11 protein-coding genes are annotated in these 12,879 nt (G+C 61.6%); 6 read left to right on the top strand and 5 right to left on the bottom strand.

What is annotated here, in order from left to right:
- Window positions 1-8: 8 nt before the first annotated feature.
- From AC3ZVB_RS19230 to AC3ZVB_RS19220, 3 genes are all read right to left on the bottom strand, one after another.
- Window positions 9-1,121, bottom strand: a complete 1,113-nt coding sequence (locus tag AC3ZVB_RS19230) for an ABC transporter substrate-binding protein (protein WP_490147433.1) — start codon at window positions 1,119-1,121, stop codon at window positions 9-11.
- A gap of 90 nt (window positions 1,122-1,211) precedes the next feature.
- On the bottom strand, window positions 1,212-2,303 hold the full coding sequence (locus AC3ZVB_RS19225; RefSeq protein WP_490147432.1) for an ABC transporter ATP-binding protein: 1,092 nt from the start codon (window positions 2,301-2,303) through the stop codon (window positions 1,212-1,214).
- Between the two features lie 324 nt (window positions 2,304-2,627).
- Window positions 2,628-3,533, bottom strand: a complete 906-nt coding sequence (locus tag AC3ZVB_RS19220; RefSeq protein WP_162437355.1) for a LysR substrate-binding domain-containing protein — start codon at window positions 3,531-3,533, stop codon at window positions 2,628-2,630.
- Window positions 3,534-3,889: 356 nt separating this feature from the next.
- Between AC3ZVB_RS19220 and AC3ZVB_RS19215 the strand changes: the two genes are divergently transcribed.
- The 4 genes from AC3ZVB_RS19215 to AC3ZVB_RS19200 all read left to right on the top strand — a co-directional run bounded on the left by AC3ZVB_RS19215 (window position 3,890) and on the right by AC3ZVB_RS19200 (window position 9,039).
- Entirely contained in the window at window positions 3,890-5,494 is a 1,605-nt protein-coding gene (locus tag AC3ZVB_RS19215) for a 5-guanidino-2-oxopentanoate decarboxylase (RefSeq protein WP_490147431.1), read from the top strand.
- 97 nt (window positions 5,495-5,591) lie between these two features.
- A complete protein-coding gene (locus AC3ZVB_RS19210) occupies window positions 5,592-7,337 on the top strand; it encodes an amidohydrolase (protein WP_162437357.1) in 1,746 nt (581 codons plus the stop codon).
- Window positions 7,337-8,287 carry a CobW family GTP-binding protein gene (locus AC3ZVB_RS19205; RefSeq protein WP_490147430.1) on the top strand — a complete coding sequence of 317 codons (951 nt, stop codon included), beginning with the start codon at window positions 7,337-7,339 and terminating at the stop codon, window positions 8,285-8,287. The genes AC3ZVB_RS19210 and AC3ZVB_RS19205 overlap by 1 nt, the downstream gene beginning before the upstream one ends.
- Complete coding sequence (locus AC3ZVB_RS19200; protein WP_490147429.1) at window positions 8,284-9,039, top strand: class II aldolase/adducin family protein; 756 nt, start codon at window positions 8,284-8,286, stop codon at window positions 9,037-9,039. The genes AC3ZVB_RS19205 and AC3ZVB_RS19200 overlap by 4 nt, the downstream gene beginning before the upstream one ends.
- A gap of 141 nt (window positions 9,040-9,180) precedes the next feature.
- Here AC3ZVB_RS19200 and AC3ZVB_RS19195 read toward each other — a convergent pair whose 3' ends face one another.
- Window positions 9,181-10,701, bottom strand: a complete 1,521-nt coding sequence (locus AC3ZVB_RS19195) for a sensor histidine kinase (protein ID WP_490147428.1) — start codon at window positions 10,699-10,701, stop codon at window positions 9,181-9,183.
- Window positions 10,698-11,414: a response regulator transcription factor gene (locus AC3ZVB_RS19190; protein ID WP_490147427.1), complete on the bottom strand. Its 717-nt coding sequence runs from the start codon at window positions 11,412-11,414 to the stop codon at window positions 10,698-10,700. Before AC3ZVB_RS19190 ends, AC3ZVB_RS19195 begins: the two co-directional genes overlap by 4 nt.
- Window positions 11,415-11,598: 184 nt before the next feature.
- On the opposite strand from AC3ZVB_RS19190, the gene msrB reads away from it, so the two are divergent.
- Both msrB and msrA read left to right on the top strand, forming a co-directional pair.
- Window positions 11,599-12,117: a peptide-methionine (R)-S-oxide reductase MsrB gene (gene msrB / locus AC3ZVB_RS19185; protein ID WP_490147426.1), complete on the top strand. Its 519-nt coding sequence runs from the start codon at window positions 11,599-11,601 to the stop codon at window positions 12,115-12,117.
- A 49-nt stretch (window positions 12,118-12,166) separates the two neighbouring features.
- Complete coding sequence (gene msrA, locus AC3ZVB_RS19180) at window positions 12,167-12,871, top strand: peptide-methionine (S)-S-oxide reductase MsrA (protein WP_490147425.1); 705 nt, start codon at window positions 12,167-12,169, stop codon at window positions 12,869-12,871.
- Window positions 12,872-12,879 lie beyond the last annotated feature (8 nt).

Genomic DNA, 12,879 nt, shown 5'->3' with positions numbered 1-12,879 from the left:
TCGATGGCTCACTTGGACAGCCGTGTCAGGTACGTTTCCAAGGTTTTCGAGTAGTTGTCGGCGTACCACTGGGCGTTCAGGGCGATCTGCTTTTTCAGGTTCTCGGCCGACGCGCAGTTGGCTTCCAGTTGCTCGGCCGACATCAGTTTCTCGGTGGCGCTGTTCGATGGACCGTTGCCCAGCAATTCGAACAACTTGAGCTGGCCTTCGGGTTGCAGCGCCTGCTGGATGAATTGCATGGCCGGTTGCGTACCTGCCGGGTTGCCCTGCAACACCGCCCAGCTGCTGGAGTTGATGAAGCCGTTGTCAAAGCTCCAGCGCACGCGGTTGTCGGTGTCTTCGGCGAGCAGCTTGGCGCGGGTATGCCAGATCGCACCCACCGACACTTCGCCATCCACCATCAGTTGCTGGCTTTCGGCACCCGAACTCCAGAAGGACAGCACGTGGGGCTTGATCTCATCGATCTTGGCCATCGCGCGGGCGACGTCCAGTGGGTACAACTGATCAGCCGGCACACCGTCGGCCAGCAACGCCGCCTCCAGCATCCCGTTCATCCATTTGTACAAAGTGCGCTTGCCGGGGAATTTCTTCACGTCCCAGAAATCGGCCCAGGTCTTGGGACCGTTATCGCCGAATTTTTCACTGTCCCAGGCCATCACGTAGCTGAACTGGTAGCTGGCGATACCGTGATCGGAGGAGAGCGCCGGGGCCACCAGGTCGCGCTTGACCACGTTGTAGTCCAGCGGTTGCAGGATCTTTTCCTTGCCCAGGACGATAGCGCTGTAACTCTCGACGTCGACCACGTCCCAGCTCGGCTGACCGCTGGCCAGCTGTGAGCGAATCGCCCCTTCGGTCGGACCCGCGCCGTCGATGCGCACCTGGATGCCGGTGTTTTTGGTGAAGGTGTCGGTCCATGCCGAACGGAAGGCGTTCAGTGCGTCACCGCCCCAGTTGACCACCACCAACGGCTTGTCGGCCGACCAGCTGATGCCACTGCGCAGCGCCAGCGGCACGGCGGCCAGCAACCCCATGGCCTGCATGAAGGTACGACGGTTGATCTGCCCGCCACGGGCCTTTTCGATAAGCACTTCAATACAGTCGCGTTGATGATCCTGGCTCATTGCAAGTCCTCAGTCGGCGGGTGTCCTTCGGACAGTGGCCTTTTTGTTGTCGTTAGGAGAGAGAGCTTTTTGACGCATGTGATACCGGCTTCAGGCCTGTAGCAGGAAGCTTTGCTGCACCGGCCAACTCAGCCACACCGGCGCACCACTGGGCATCAGCGCGCCCGGATGATTGCCGGGGACGGACAGGTTGACGGGCAAGGCATCGTTGCCGACCTTGAGGGCCAGGTGGGTGCTGGAGCCCTGGTAAACCTTGTCGGTGAGTTGCGCGGGCATGACGTTGTAACCGTCCCGGGTCGGGCAGTCGCTGTGCAATTCCATGTGTTCGGGGCGCACCGCCAACACGGTCGGCTGAGCGCTCAACGGGCTGGGGGCGGGGGCGTGCAGCACGCTGTTGCCGCAGCGACCGGTGGCGGTCGGGCCATTGCGGGTCAAGTCCGCCAGGGGGAAGAGGTTCATCTTGCCGAGGAATTCGGCAACGAACCGGCTCTCGGGCCGGTTGTAGATATTTTCCGGCGTGTCGACCTGGGTCAATTTGCCGTGGTTGAAAATCGCGATGCGCGACGAAAGCGCCAGGGCTTCGCCTTGGTCGTGGGTCACGAACACGAAGCTGGTGCCGACCTGGCGATGGATGCGCTGCAGCTCGGTCTGCAATTGTTCGCGCAGGTTTTTGTCGAGGGCCGACAGCGGCTCATCGAGCAACAGCAGTTCCGGCTCGAACACCAGTGCCCGGGCAATCGCCACGCGCTGTTGCTGACCGCCGGACAGCTCCGACGGCTTCTTGTGCATGTGCGCGCCCAGGCCAACCACTTCCAGAATGTGCTTGACCCGACGCTGGCGTTCCTCGGCGGCGACTTTGCGGATGCGCAGCGGATAGGCCACGTTATCGGCGACGCTCATGTGCGGGAACAGTGCGTAGCCCTGGAACACCATGCCGTAGTTTCGCTTCTCGGCAGGGCGCTTGATGATGTCCACGCCTTGCTCCATCAGCTTGCCCGACGTCGGGCTGAGAAAGCCGGCCAGGATCATCAGCAACGTGGTCTTGCCCGAACCGGACGGGCCCAACAGGGTCAGGAATTCGCCTTGGCGTACGTCCAGATCGACGTTATCCAGCGCCGCAAAACGACCGTAATACTGGCTGATGCCTTGTGCACTGAGCTGAACCGTTGAACGGCTGGACACGATGAGAGTTCCTCTTTTTATTTGCCCCAGGGCGTGCGAGGACGGATGTCAATCCGGCCGGGGCTTTGGGCTCATTATTGTTAAAAATATCGCTACATCAATGGAATTATTTTGCAGGTATTGGTTAGTTTTTTTACTCATTTCTCTGGCGCGGTTAACCATCACCTGTAGCAGCTGGCGAAGCCTGCGTCCGGCTGCGCAGCAGTCGTGAAATCAGGCGATGTATTCCTACTGTCGCACCGCATGCTCAGGGTTTACGACTGCTGCGGTCGAGCGCGACCCCGGAGCCGACGCAGGCTTCGCCAGCTGCTACAGGGATCAGCGTTACAAAGTGTCTTGCCAGGTTTGATGGGACGACTGCAACTGCGTCTTGACCCAATTGCTGAACGCCTGGACCACCGCGCGCTCGGCTTTTTGCGGGTCGGCGGCGAGGTAGTAGCCCCGGTGCAAGTCGATGGTGATGTCGAAGGGGCGCACCAACAGGCCTTTGGACAGGGCATCGCCACTGATCAGGTTGTCGCCGATAGCGATGCCCTGACCGGCAATGCACGCCGACTGCGCGCAATGCGCATCGGAGAACAGGATCCCGCTGACCGCGTTCACCCCGGAAGCGCCGGCGGCGGTCAGCCAGACGCGCCAGTCCGAATAGTCCGTCATGTGCAGCAGTGGGTAGCCGCTGAGTTCCTGCGGGTTTTTCAGGCCGCTCAAGGCATTGATCAAGCGCGGGCTGCACACGGGGAAGAAGCGCAGGGCGACGATTTCTTCCACGACCATTTCCGGCCAGTCACCGATGCCATAGGCGATGAACAGGTCGGCATTCGGGTTACTGATGTCGTCCGGCGTCCTGGGAGAGATCAACTGCAACTGCACTTGCGGGTATTGCCGCAGGAACGCGCCGATGTGGTGGCACAGCCAATAAGTGGCGAAACCCGGTGCGCAACTGACGCACAACCGCCCGGAAATCTCCTGGTCGTCGACGAGCTGACCAGCATCCAGCAGGTTCAACAAAATCCCGTGGACTTCACGCGCATAGCGTTCGCCCTGATAGGTGAGGCCAATCCCCCGGCCAATCCGCTCGGTGAGGGCGAAGCCGACACATTCCTCAAGCTTGCTGATCTGGTGACTGATGGCGCTGCGCGTCAGGTTCAGTTCGCGAGCGGCGACCGACACGCTGCCGAGACGGGCGACCGCATCCAGGGCGCGAAGGGCTGTCATCGATGGAAAACGCATAAATCATCCCGCTGAAAGTTGAAGGAACAGGCCGACATTCATAATTGCGAGCGCGATCCCCTGTGGCGAGGGAGTTCACTCCCGCTGGGGCGCGCAGCGGCCCCAAAAAAGTCACCGCGTTGAGCCAGGCACGCCTCGGACAGCCCATTTTGCGACTGCTGCGCAGCCGAGCGGGAGCAAGCTCCCTCGCCACAGGATTTGTGTTTCCACAGGCCAGCATTCCAGACATGACTGTACTTATGGTGACGGAAATTGAACAGTCAGGCCAAAAAAAATCGATTGTTGTATCGCTTGGTTCAACAATACTAGCCCCATTCGTCATCGGGCCGCGCTGGCCCTTATCAAAGAGGTGCTGCATGACCCGTTGTGCCGAGGCGCTCGTTCAGTTGCTGGAAGGCTATGGCGTTGACACTGTCTTCGGCATCCCCGGCGTGCACACCGTCGAGCTTTATCGTGGCCTGGGCGGCAGTCGCGTGAAGCACGTCAGCCCGCGTCACGAGCAAGGGGCCGGGTTCATGGCGGACGGTTATGCCCGTGCCAGTGGCAAACCCGGTGTGTGCTTCATCATCACCGGCCCGGGCATGACCAATATTCTGACCGCCATGGGTCAGGCTTATGCGGACTCGGTGCCGATGCTGGTGATCTCCACCTGCAATCGCCGCGAACACTTGCGCCTGGGTCATGGGCATCTGCATGAATTGCCCGATCAGCGCGCCATGGTCGCCGGGGTGTGTGCATTCAGTCATACCGTGCAGCATCCGGATCAACTGCCGGAAGTCCTGGCCCGTGCCTTTGCGCTGTTTGGCTGTACGCGGCCACGTCCTGTGCACATCGAGATTCCGCTGGATGTACTGGAGATGTCGGCCGATGGCCTGGACCTGCGTCCTCGTGCCTTGCCCCCGGCTCCTGCGCCCGCCACTTCGGCTATCGACGCCGCGATCGAACTGATCAACCACGCCCGCAGGCCATTGATTCTGGCGGGTGGCGGCGCCCGTCGAACGAGTGCTGCCCTGACCTCGCTGGCTGAACGGTTGCAAGCCCCGGTCGCGCTGACCACCAATGCCCGTGGCTTGCTGGCGCGCGAGCATCCCTTGCTGCTCGACGGTGTGCAGTCCTCCGCACACGGTCGCAAGCTGTTCGCCGAGGCGGATGTGGTGCTGGCGATCGGCACCGAACTGGGGGAAACCGACTATGACTTTTTCGGCCTTGGACCCTTGGCGTTCAAGGCGCCGCTGATTCGGCTGGACATCGATCCGATGCAGGTCCTGGGCGTGCAACCGGCGCAGGTGGGCTTGTTGGGGGATGCCGGGGAAGGGTTGCGTGCACTGTTGGCGCGACTCTCGCAGAGAGAGGCTGATCAGGCGTGGGCCGGTAATCGTGTGGCCCAGGTCAATGCGCTGGAACACGCTGGCTGGAGTCCGAAACAACGCTGTCTGCAGACGGTGCTGGACACGGTGCGTGATCACCTGCCGCAGCCGCTGATTGTCGGCGATTCGACTCAGCCGGTGTATCAGGGCGCATTGGGTTATCGAGCCCCGACACCCAACAGTTGGTTCAACGCCGGCACCGGTTACGGAACCCTGGGTTACGCGTTGCCGGCCGCCATTGGCGCGAAGCTGGCGCAACCCTCGCGCCCGGTCGTGGCGTTGGTGGGTGACGGTGGACTGCAGTTTTCCAGCGCCGAACTGATCGCAGCAAAAGAGGCGGGCGCCGGGGTGATCCTGTTGCTCTGGAACAATGCCAGCTACGCCGAAATCCGCGACTACATGAACGCCAAAGACGTGCCCCTGGTGGGCGTGGACATTCTCACGCCGGACTTCCAGGCCCTGGCGCGCAGCTGCCACGTGGCCCATCACCGGGTGACCAGTCTGCACGCCCTTCGCGAGTTGCTGGGCCAGCTCGGTCACTGCGACGAACCGGTGATGGTCGAGCTGGACGCCGCCGCGTTTCTGGCGGAGTAGGCCGCGCGTTACTGGCGACAAAAACAAGAATTTCCAGGTCCTTGAAGCGCCGAGTGCGCGGGACCTTTCTATCGCACTGAACTGAAAGGTGGCTTACGTGGCTGAGTCCGACAACTTTACCTCGACCCATTCCGCACAAGGGACATACGCCGATCTGATCCTCGGTAACGGTCGCATCTATACCCAGGATCCGGCAAACCCGTGGGCCGAGGCCGTGGCCATTCGCGACGGCAAGTTGATCGGTGTCGCCAGCCTTGGCGAACTGGAAACGTTCAAGGGCCCGAACACCGTCCTGCATGACCTGCAGGGCGCCTTTTGCATGCCGGGCCTGCACGACATGCACACCCACCCGGACCTCGCACTGGCCCCGCGATACAGCGATGACCTGGACGTGGGCATCGAAGACCCGACGCCCGAGCAGTTGCGCGAAAGCATCCTGGCCTATGCCGACAGCCATCCGGGCGATGGCTGGATCTATGGGCAGTACTGGGTGCGCTACACCTTCCGTGAAGCCGGTTTGACTCCGGGCCGGGCGTGGCTCGACAGCGTCATGCCGGACCGTCCGGTCGCGCTGCTCGACCGGATGTGGGGCACCATGATGGTGAACTCCAAGGCCCTGGAACTGGCCGGCATCGATCGCCATACCGCCGACCCGCGCAACGGCTATCTGGAGCGTGACGAATTGAGCGGCGAACCCACCGGCCTGATGATCGACGGTGCCTACGCAATGATCCATGCCGCCATGCCGCCTACGCCGGTCAGCGTGCTGCGTCGCGCCTACCGCGACGGCGTGCATTTCCAGAGTTCGCGCGGGGTGACGGCGAGCAAGTACGTGCACGTTTGCGAGCAGCGTTTACAGGCGCTGAAGGAGCTCGACGACAGCGGTGAACTGACGGTCCGCATCGAAGCGGCGATCAGTTGGCAAGACGATATTTTCCCCGTGCGTCGTCGCTGGGAATTGCTCAGTGGTGAACGTCACTACTACCGCAGCGCGCGCCTGAGTGCGAACGCAGTGAAGTTCCATTTCGACGGCACGGTGGAGCCGAAATCGTCCTACCTGCTGACACCCTGGCCACAAGAGAAGAGCTGGCGCGGCAAGCTCAACCTGACCCCTGAACACATCACCGACATGGTGGTGGACATGGACAGCAAGGGCATCCGGGTGATTGCCCACTGCACCGGTGACGGCGCGTCCGACGTGTTCCTCGATGCAGTCGCTGAGGCCCGCCGTCGCAATGGTTTCAGCGGCGTGCGTCATCAATGCGCACACAGCACGTTGCTGCACCCGGGCAATCTGCCGCGCTTCAAGGAACTGAACGTCATTGCCGAGTTTTCCCCGGCTGCCTGGTACCCGACGCCGTTCGCCAGCGGTGCGCGTTCGGGTTACGGGCAGGAGCGGCTCAAGCGCATCTACGATTTCAAAGGCGTCCTCGAAGCGGGCGGCACCGCGGTGATGGGCACCGATTGGCCGGTGGCGTCCATCGACCCGTGGCTGGCGCTGGAAACCATGGTCACCCGCCAGAACCCATGGAACGATGATCCGGCGTGCTTCGGCGAGCCCATCAGCCTCGAGCAGGCCTTGAACGTGATCACCTCCAACGGCGCCGTGGCCATGGGGCTGGAGCACATGACGGGCAGTCTGCAAGTCGGCAAGTCCGCAGACCTGATCGTGATCGACCGCGACCTGTTCGCCGAACCTGCGCGCAACTACATCCACCGTACCAACGTGCTGCTGACCTTTGTGGAAGGGCAGTTGGTCTACGACCGTCATTCGACACTGGCACCGGCTGGGCTGAAAGCGGTCTGGCAGGGTGAGCCGCCCGTGCTGGAGGGTAAGGCGTGATGGACGTTCCACGCATTGCAGTCACGGTGGTTTCGGGGTTCCTCGGCGCGGGTAAAACCACCTTGCTCAACCGCATGGTGCGCCGTGCGGAAGGCAGTCGGCTGGCGGTGATCGTCAACGATTTCGGCGAGCTGAACATCGATGCAGCCATTGTTTCCGAAGTCACCGACGCGGTGTACAGCCTGCAAAACGGCTGCATTTGCTGCACGGTTCAGGAGGATCTTCTGGCGCAACTGGCGAGCCTGGCGCAACTGCAGCCTCGGCTTGAGCGCATTGTCATCGAGTGCAGTGGCGTGTCCGATCCGCAGCGCATCGTGCAAACCCTGGCGTACCCGCAACTGCGCAGCCAGATGCAACTGGACATGGTGATCACCGTCGTTGACGCGACCCGCCACCTGCAACTCGAAGGCGAGTACGCACGACTGGCCAGGGCACAAGTCGCTGCCGCCGACCTGCTGCTGTTGAACAAGACCGATCTGGTGGACGACACGCAGTTGCAGGCACTGCGCGATGCGCTTGGCGTCCGCACACGGGTGCACGAATGTGTTCAGGCCGAGCTGCCGGATGCGCTGTGGCTGGACACCGATCTGGATCTTGAACCCCGTGCGCAAAAACCGATGACACGGGTGTCGGCGGACGATCACGGCGAAATGTTCAGCAGCTGGCTGTGGCAGGATTCCGCCGGGCTTGATGTCGAACGTTTACGCGGTTGGCTGCACGCCTTGCCGGGCGATGTCTTCCGCGTAAAGGGGCTGGTGTTGCTGGCGCAGGGCGGCAAGGCGCACTGGCTGCAGCACGTTGGCACCCGCAGTCAGTTCTTGCCGGCTACCGACGAGGCACTGGCCAGCGGTTCCCGATTGGTGTTTATTGCTCGTCGTGGCTTTGACGGCTGGGAAGCGTTGGGGCAAGGACTGGACGCTTGCAAAGTGACGGAGGAAGCGCTGACATGAACCCGATGGAACAACGTTTACGTGAAGAGTTGGCAGCCTGTTATCGGTTGATCGCGCATTTTCGCATGAGCGATCTGATCTTCACGCACATCTCGGTCCGCCTGCCGGGGCCTGAACATCATTTTCTGATTAATCCCTATGGTTTGATGTTCGATGAGATTACCGCGTCGAATCTGGTCAAGATCGACCTCGAAGGTCGTGCGGTCGAGGCCAGTCCTTATCCGGTCAATCCTGCGGGCTTTGTCATTCACAGCGCCATTCACGGTGCCCGTGAAGACGCCCAGTGCGTGCTGCACACGCATACCAAGGCGGGGTGCGCGGTCGCGGCGCTGAAGTGCGGGCTTTTGCCGGTGAACCAGATCTCCATGGAGTTTTACGGTCGGGTGGCTTACCACGACTATGAAGGCGTGGCGCTGGACATGAGCGAGCAACAGCGCCTGGTGCAGGACCTGGGTGACAAGACGGTGTTGATGTTGCGCAACCATGGTTTGCTGACAGTAGGCGAAACCGTGAGCCAGGCGTTCTTGCGCATGTATTACCTGGAAAAAGCCTGTGAAATCCAGCTGGCGGCCCAGGCTGCCGGCGAGGTAATTTTGCCGCCGCCAGAGGTGTGCGCGCATACCGAGCGTCAGTTCAATGATCCAGGGCGGCCGCTGGAGGAGGGTCAGTTGAACGACCCGGATGCAATGCAGTTGGCGTGGGCAGCGTTGATCCGGATGCTGGATCGCGTGGCTCCGGGGTATCGGGACTGATCCGGATATTTCTGTGATCGGGCTGTCGCTATCGCCAGCAGGCTAGCTCCCACAAGGGGGTCTTCAGTGCATGCAGCATTTGAAGCTCGGCCAGGATAAATGTGGGAGCTAGCCTGCTGGCGATGCATCCGCCACGGTCTCTCAGGCCTGCCCCGGTGTATTCAGGTTCATCGACCGCACCGCCAGCGCCGTCGCTGTCTCTTCATCGATAGGCAATGAAAAGACGAACGTAGCGCCTTGCCCCGCGACATCCACCAAACGAACTTCCCGGCCATGCAACTGCAGGATCCGCTGCACGATGCGCAACCCCAATCCTCCATCACGCCGTGCGCCACCAATATTGAACGGCCGCAGAAATAAGCCTTCGCGCAGTTCTGCCGCGATGCCCGGCCCGCTGTCGCTGATGGTGATTTCAACGAACCTGCCTTGGGGGACCAGGCTGATGCCGATGGTTCCGCCGAGGGGGGTGTGACGCAGGGCGTTGTCGAACAGGTTGGTGAGCACACGCTCGATCAGCCCCAGGTCGGCGAACACGCCAGACACAGTGGGTGCGAAGCTCGCCTTGAGTTGCACTTGCCGGGCTTCGGCCGTCAGTTCGAATTTCTGGAAAATGTCCTGCACCAGATCGGTCAGTGAAAAGCGCTCCAGCACCGGCTGCACAAACCCATGTTCGAGCCGCACCAGTTCCAGCAGTGACTGCGCCAGCCCGCCGACCTTGCGGCTTTGATCCAGCGCAATCCCCAGGTAACGACGGCGATCGGCGGCGGACAAGGTGGCGTCCTTGAGGGAAAGGGTTTCCAGGTAACCGTGCAGCGAGGCCAGAGGCGTGCGCAGATCGTGGGAAATGTTCGCCACCAGCTCCCGACGTTCCTGATCCTGACGGGTCAGCGAGCGCCATTGTTCACTCAGACGTGCCTGCATCTGGCGGAAGGCTGTGTCGAGTACGGCAATTTCATCGTGGCTCGCCGCTTTTTCCACAGGGATGGGTTCAGTGGGTATGACCGGGACGCCGTCGATGTCGAACTGGCTGACGGTTTCGGTCAGGCGACGCAAAGGCCGGGTGATCAGGGCAAACGCCGTGAGGCCGGCGATCAGGCACAGCAACGCGACCAATCCGATGGACAGCAGTGCGGTATTGAGCGCAGCGCTGGTGGCGCCCCGTTCGGCGAAGCGGTCGTGCTCCTCGCCAAGCAATACGACGTAGAGATAACCCGCCGGTTTGCCGTTGACCTTCAACGGCGCAGCGCTGAACACTTTGCGGGCTTCGGTACTGCGTGGGTCGTCGCCGAGAATGGGCAGCGCATCCCCTTTGAGCAGGCGTTGAATCGGCGCCAGATCCACCTGCTCGCGGCGAATCCGCCCCTCGGGCGCAGCGCTTCCGACAATCCGCCCCTGGGTGTCCAGCAAGTACACCTCGACGCTCGGGTTGACCAGCATCAACTGGCTGAAGAGGCTGCGTACGGCGTCGGGCATCAGGCCCTGGGTGTCCATCAGTACCGTGTCGTTGGCGATGTGTTGCGCCAGGTCCCGGGAAAGCCCTTGCACCACTTCCTGTTCATGCATCTGGTTGGAGCGCACCTGCATCCACGCCGACGTACCACAGCACACCAGCAACAGCACCGCGAACACCAGTGACAACCGTTGTGTCAGGGTCAGCCTCACGAGTGTTCCTCCCTGGCCGCGAATTTATAGCCGCGGCCCCACACCGTGAGGATGCGCGCCGGTTGCGCCGGATCGGCTTCGATCTTCGCCCGCAGCCGGTTGATGTGGGTGTTGACGGTGTGCTCGTAGCCTTCGTGGCTGTAGCCCCAGACGGCGTTGAGCAAGTCCATGCGCGAGAACACCTTGCCCGGCTGGCGGGCGAAGAAGTACAGCAAGTCGAACTCCCTTGGCGTGAGGTCGAGGCGGCGACCCTCGAGGGACACGTCGCGAGTGATCGGATCAATGGTGAGACCGTCGAGGGTCAGGCTGCCGGCATCCATTTTCAGGTTGCGGGCCATGGCATCGACCCGTCGCAACAGGGCTTTGACCCGAGCCACCAGCTCGAGCATGGAAAACGGCTTGGCCAGGTAGTCGTCGGCGCCCAGTTCGAGCCCCAGGATCCGGTGCATTTCGCTCGAACGGGCGCTGGTGATGATGATCGGCGTATAGCGGGCCATGGCCCGGGCGCGACGGCAGATTTCCAGACCGTCGACCCCCGGCAACATCAGGTCCAGGACCAGTGCGTCCCAGTTGCCTTGCTGCAACAGGCGCATGCCTTCGTCGCCGTCGGCGCAGTGCACCACCTCGAACTGCTCGTCGCGAAGATGCAGGCAGATCAGGTCGGCGATATGCAGGTCGTCCTCGACCACGAGGACGCGTTTGGTCTGTTCCATCAAGCTCAATCCTTCAGCGCAATGCACACAGTGTGCGGGTTTTTCCATGGCCGAGTTATCACGAATTGTTTAACTCCGCGTGAGGATTTGGCGATCAACCCAAGCCTAGGCTGTGTTCCATCAAAGGCACCCTCATTTTTGGACCGGCTGGCATTTTCGGACAGGCTGGATTTTGGAGACGACCATGTTTTCACGGCGGCAATTTCTTGTGGCAAGCGGCGGGCTGGGGATTGCAGCCCTGGCCATCGGCGCATTGCCAAAATTTACCGCAGGTTCCGCGCTGATCAGCGAGGCCAGTGCCGCAGAGGCCTTCGAAGTGACCCACAGTGACAGCGAATGGCATGCTCTGCTCAGCGACGAGCAGTACGACATCCTCCGCGAGGAAGGCACCGAACGGGCCTACAGCAGCGCACTGAACAACGAACATCGCGACGGTACGTTCACCTGTGCCGGTTGTGATCTGGCGCTGTTTTCTTCTGCGACCAAGTTCGACAGCCGTACCGGTTGGCCAAGCTTCTGGGCTCCGCTGGACAAGGCCGTGGCCACCCGTCAGGACCGCTCCTTCGGGGTGCTGCGCGAAGAAGTGCACTGCAGGCGGTGTGGCGGGCATCTGGGCCATGTCTTCGACGACGGGCCAAAACCGACCGGGTTGCGCTACTGCATGAACGGTCTGGCGATGAAATTCCAGCCCACGGCTGCCTAAGCGATTGCGTGTGGTTGATGTGCCGTTCTCTTATTCAGGAGTCAGTCCCATGAAAGCTACCTTTACCTGGCGTCGCACACTGCTCGGCCTGGCGGCTGCCAGTGTCATCGGCCAATGCTCGGCATTCTCTTTCGGGGCCGAAGACGCGGTGATCATCCCCCCACCCGCGCTCGACGAAACCACCCAGGCACACAGCGAGACCGTGGTATTCGCCGGTGGCTGTTTCTGGGGTGTGCAAGGCGTGTTCCAGCATGTCAAAGGCGTGAAAAAAGCGGTCTCCGGTTACGCAGGCGGTGCCGCCAATACCGCGCAGTATGAGCGGGTCAGCGCAGGCGATACAGGTCATGCGGAATCGGTGGAGGTGACCTTCGATCCGTCACAGGTAAGCTACGGCACCTTGTTGCAGATCTACTTCTCGGTGGCCCACAACCCCACCGAACTCAATCGTCAGGGACCGGACAGCGGCACGCAATACCGGTCGGCGATCTTTACCCAAAGCAGCGAGCAGCAGCGGGTGGCGCAGGCCTACATCGCCCAGCTCGACGCCGCGCATTCCTTCAGCAAACCGATCGTGACCAAGCTGGAGAGCTACAACGGTTTTTACCCGGCGGAGGAAGAGCACCAGGACTTCCTGACCGAGCACCCCACCTATCCCTACATCGTGATCAATGATCTGCCGAAGGTGGCGCAGTTGAAGCAGCTCTATCCGGAGCGGTATCAGGATAAGCCGGTGTTGGTGAAGGGCGGGTCGTAAAGCGTTTG

The sequence above is a fragment of the Pseudomonas sp. MDV22-iso1 genome, assembly GCF_058145095.1.
This window is presented reverse-complemented; position numbering and strand designations above follow the sequence as displayed.